Source organism: Geomonas sp., assembly GCF_056994735.1.
The window spans coordinates 1-4,280 of record NZ_JBXKJL010000479.1 but is presented as its reverse complement, the minus strand read 5'-3'; the positions used below and the strand labels follow the sequence as shown (position 1 = coordinate 4,280).

General features: G+C 57.8%; 4 protein-coding genes. All 4 read left to right on the top strand.

Annotated elements, in window-relative coordinates; all coding sequences use genetic code 11:
- Positions 1 to 1,277: hypothetical protein (locus tag AC11W3_RS20505; RefSeq protein WP_484093667.1), on the top strand; the 1,277-nt coding region annotated here is incomplete at its 5' end.
- A 41-nt stretch (positions 1,278 to 1,318) separates the two neighbouring features.
- Positions 1,319 to 1,786 (top strand): hypothetical protein, encoded by a 468-nt coding sequence (locus AC11W3_RS20500; protein WP_484091854.1) that lies wholly within the window; start codon positions 1,319 to 1,321, stop codon positions 1,784 to 1,786.
- Between the two features lie 79 nt (positions 1,787 to 1,865).
- On the top strand, positions 1,866 to 3,017 hold the full coding sequence (locus AC11W3_RS20495; protein WP_484091853.1) for a glycosyltransferase family 2 protein: 1,152 nt from the start codon (positions 1,866 to 1,868) through the stop codon (positions 3,015 to 3,017).
- A gap of 699 nt (positions 3,018 to 3,716) precedes the next feature.
- A complete protein-coding gene (locus AC11W3_RS20490; protein WP_484091852.1) occupies positions 3,717 to 4,184 on the top strand; it encodes a hypothetical protein in 468 nt (155 codons plus the stop codon).
- Positions 4,185 to 4,280: the final 96 nt, after the last annotated feature.

Sequence of the window (4,280 nt, the reverse complement as noted above, 5' to 3'; positions counted from 1 at the left end):
AAGATAAGAGGACAACAAAGGGGACGATAGTAATGATGAGAGTAATCGCCAACGTTTTCCTGCTCCTCTTCCTGGTTGATGGAGTCATCTCCCTTCTCGACGGCCTGGCCTCCCTTATCCTCCCTTGTCCTCCCCTGGCTGCTGCACGACCTGTGATTGCCGGGATTGCCATCATCATGGCTGATCTCGTCTACTTCCTGATGAGCATCGACCGGCGGCTGCCCAAGCGGGTCTTCATTCCCCTGATCTTGTACGTCTTCATGCTGCCGATCATGCAGTGGTTGATGCCATCGATGGCAGCCCTGCCGGGCTTTGCGCCGGTGGCGGCGTCGGGGCAGATTTTACTCCTCCTGCTGGTCACCAGGGAGTTTTGGCAAAAGGACCGCCGCACCATCACCTTGCCGAAGAGCATTTTCCACGGCCCCGCCTTCAGCCTTAAGAATACGGTTGTCTTTGCCGCGGTGAATATCGTGGTCATACCGTGCGTGCTGGCTTTGGGGGTCCTGACGACGACAGATGCCTACCTCAAGGAGCACACCTCCGGCTTCATGCGCCTGGCTCCCGACGGCCTCCACATGTTCGAGAAGACATACCGGCGACAGGACCAGACAATCAGACTCGCGGCCATGATTCACATGGGAGAAAAGGATTACTATGATAAGGTTGTCGGCGCCGTCGATCCGGGACGCACCATTATCCTGGCCGAAGGGGTTACCGACAATGCGCAACTGCTCCGGAACCGTCCCGACTACGGCAAGCTCGCCGGATACCTGGGCCTCGCCTCCCAGCAGGAGAAGATGCGCTTCCCGGGCAGACAGATAGACGAGATGGAAATGGCCGAGAGGGGGGGCGCAGGTAAGGGCGAGGTGGATATTCTCAGGGCCGATGTCGACGTCAGCTCTTTCCGCCCCACCACCGTATGGTTCCTCAACGCGCTGGGGAAACAGATGCAGGAGAGCCGGACGCTGTCGCAGCAGCTTCTGGGGTCGATAGCGTGGTCGGAGAAAAACATCACTCCGGAGATGCAGCAGGCCATCATGGATGATGTTCTCCATCGCAGGAACGAGGTGCTGATAGGTCACCTGAGGAAGGCGATCGCACGCTACGACAACATCGTGATTCCGTGGGGAGCGCTGCACATGGCCGAGGTCCAGCGGGAGGTCCTGAAACAGGGATTCCAGCTGCAGCAGGTCCAGGACCGGGTCAGCATCAGGTTCGGAAAGCACGGCAAGGGAGCTGTCACCACCTCCGGGCAGGAGAGCATACGGAGACGGTGACCGTGGTTCGTCATGAACTGAAAGAAAGGATACTCTGAACAATGGGTGCTCTACTGGCTGTCGATCTCGGCCTTAAAACCGGGCTTGCCCTCTATGGGGAGGACGGAAGATTGATCTGGTACCGGTCCCATAACTTCGGCACCACGGACCGCCTGCGACGCGGCGCGCACGGCATCCTCAAAGGGACACCGGATATAGGCGCCATGGTCATAGAAGGCGGCGGCAACCTGGCCGTGGTGTGGGAGAAAGAGGCGGAGCAGCGAGGGATCCCGGTACGCAGGGTGGGGGCCGAGGTCTGGAGACAGGCTTTCCTCCTGCCACGTGAGCAGCGAAGCGGTGTCGAGGCCAAGAAACATGCCGGCGAAATGGCGCGAAGGATCATAGACTGGTCTGGGACGGCACGTCCTACCTCACTTCGTCATGACGCCGCGGAAGCAATCCTGATCGGAATTTGGGGGCTTTTGCACTTCGGCTGGATCGAGGGGATACCCAAGGCCATCCAGCGATGAGCTTCGAGGTGCCAGCAATCCCTTCGAGGCGGTCGCGGTCATTTAGAGATAGCGTTTAGATAGCGGGAAGATCTGTGACATGGACTTGATAAGCTGGATCGCGATTACGACTTTTGTGCTTACCGCCTTTGCTGTGCTGGACCTGACCAGAGGCAACAGGTTGGTGCAGGCCTTGCGGGACGTGCCTGCCGATTCCTCGGCTGACCCCGCGCGCGTCTCGATAATCGTGGCGGCTCGCAACGAGGAGCGCAACATCCATGAGGCACTGCAGTCCCTGCTGGGGCTCGGCTACCCCAACTACGAGATCATCGTGGTGGACGACCGCTCCGATGACGAAACCGGAGCCATCCTCGACAACATGGCCTGCAACCATCACCGCCTCAAGGTGATACACATCGACATCCTGCCGGCGGGATGGCTCGGGAAGAACCATGCACTGTGGGTGGGAAGCCAGCGGGCGACCGGGGATATCCTCCTCTTCACCGACGCAGATATCGTCATGGAGCCCACCGTCGTGACCCGGGCCGTCGCTTTCCTGACCGGAAGCCGGCTCGACCACCTGGCCGCAACCCCATCGGTCCGCATGCCCACGCTCTTCCTCGCCATGTTCGGAGCCTCCTTCATCATCTACTTCTCCCTCTTCTCGCGCCCCTGGAAGGCGAGGGACCCCAAGAGCCGCTTCCACGTCGGCATCGGCGCCTTCAACATGGTGAGGGCCGCCGCTTACCACGAGGTCGGCGGGCATCAGGCCATACGCCTGAGACCTGACGACGATATCAAGCTGGGCAAGCTCATGAAGAAGTGGGGACTCCGGACGGACGTGGTCTATGCGCCCGATTTCCTGGCGGTGGAGTGGTATGCCTCGCTGGGAGAGGTGATCAGGGGGCTGGAGAAAAATGCCTTTTCAGGAGCCGATTACAGCGTTGGGCTCGTGCTGATGGGGGTACTCTTTCACACCATGTGCAGCATCTGGCCTTTCCTGGCGATCTTCTTCACCAGCGGTCCTGCCCAATGGTTCTATCTTGGCGTGGTCACGCTGATTATCCTGGCAGTCGCCGACAGCGCCCGCTTCCATGGCTCCCGTTCGTGGTATGCCGTCGGCTACCCCGTGACCTCCGCACTCTTCGTTTACATCCTTTTGCGCACCATGATGCTCAACCTGGTCCAGGGTGGCATCTACTGGCGGGGCACCTTCTATCCTCTTAAGGAACTCAAGGGAAACCGGGTCTGAGCATCTGCCGCAAGGTTCCGGCTGCCCGCCCCCCCCCTTAAAAACATTCCCTTCTCATTCCTTTCTCTGCTTCCTCCACCGTTTCCTCAGCACCTTGATAGCGACGATGTCTAACGAGCTGGTCCTCCGGGAGGACTTCCTTGGGAAAATGGGGGGGATGGCCACCAGCCCGGCCCGCACCTCTGCCTCGGGGCGTTCTTCTTCATCTTGTCCATCGCCTCCGGAAAGAAGCTCTCTATTAATTCTTCAATTAGAGCTGAAATCTCTATTTAATGTGATGCTAAAAGTGGAAAGAGCTGTTAAACGGCAGCCGGGAAGGTGTACGTAACTATTGAAGAATTCACGATCACCCTTCAGCGGAGCGCCATAGACAGCAATTGTCAAGGTAGGAATAGGGCTGACGACTATAATGAATGGAGTCGTAACATAATAATATTGTTTAAAAAAAATCACTCGGATATACTTTTATTAGTTGGAAATATTGGTGTTTACCCCTGTGAGGAACAGGTTCGATAGTAGTCAGCTTTTTGGGGGAGAGTGTTTGTAGTTTAGCATGACCAGATACTTGTTGCGCCACGGCTTGTTGCATGGCGCAAAGGTTTCCGCGCGCACAAAAACGGGTATTAAAAGACATCAGAAAGAGGGTATTAAAAGACATCAGAAAGAAATGAAAGATCATAAGCGTAAGGAGGTAGTGCCGTGAAAAGTGTAAAAAGAATGCTGTTTGCCGCAGTGGCGACCATGTCGATGATGGGATTCACAGCTGGCCTCGGTTACTCCCAGACCTCAGGCAGCGTCGGAACAACAGGGACGGGCGATGCATCCATGTCTTCCGGGACCAGCGGGGCCGACACCACGACCACCACGCCCACTACGACACACAAGAAAAAAACCAAAAAACACCACAAAAAACATAAAAGTCACAAAGAAGACACCAGCGGCGCCGGCACCGGCGGGAGCGTGAGCACCACCGGCGGCTACATGGACACCGGCACCGGCAACACCAGCACCGGCCGGCGTGGTGCGCTGGGCACCGGCAGCGGCGGTTCCACTACCCCTGACATGAACCGCGACATGAATCGCGAACAGGGCACGAAGGGGAGTGGCACCGGCGGTTACACGGATACCAACCCTGGCGCAGGTAGCGGTGGCAGCAGCGGGTACTGATGCGCTGGTCCTCAAGATAAAATGAGCCACCTGAAGGTGGCGCACCCGGGATCCCGGCAGAGGTTGGTGTCCCGCGAGCTTCTGCAAAAACGACGG

What these genes read in the sequence shown, in the direction of transcription:
- AC11W3_RS20495 (WP_484091853.1), top strand. Translation starts at nt 1,866, where the DNA reads ATGGACTTGATAAGCTGGATCGCGATTACGACTTTTGTGCTTACCGCC.
- AC11W3_RS20500 (WP_484091854.1), top strand. Translation starts at nt 1,319, where the DNA reads ATGGGTGCTCTACTGGCTGTCGATCTCGGCCTTAAAACCGGGCTTGCC.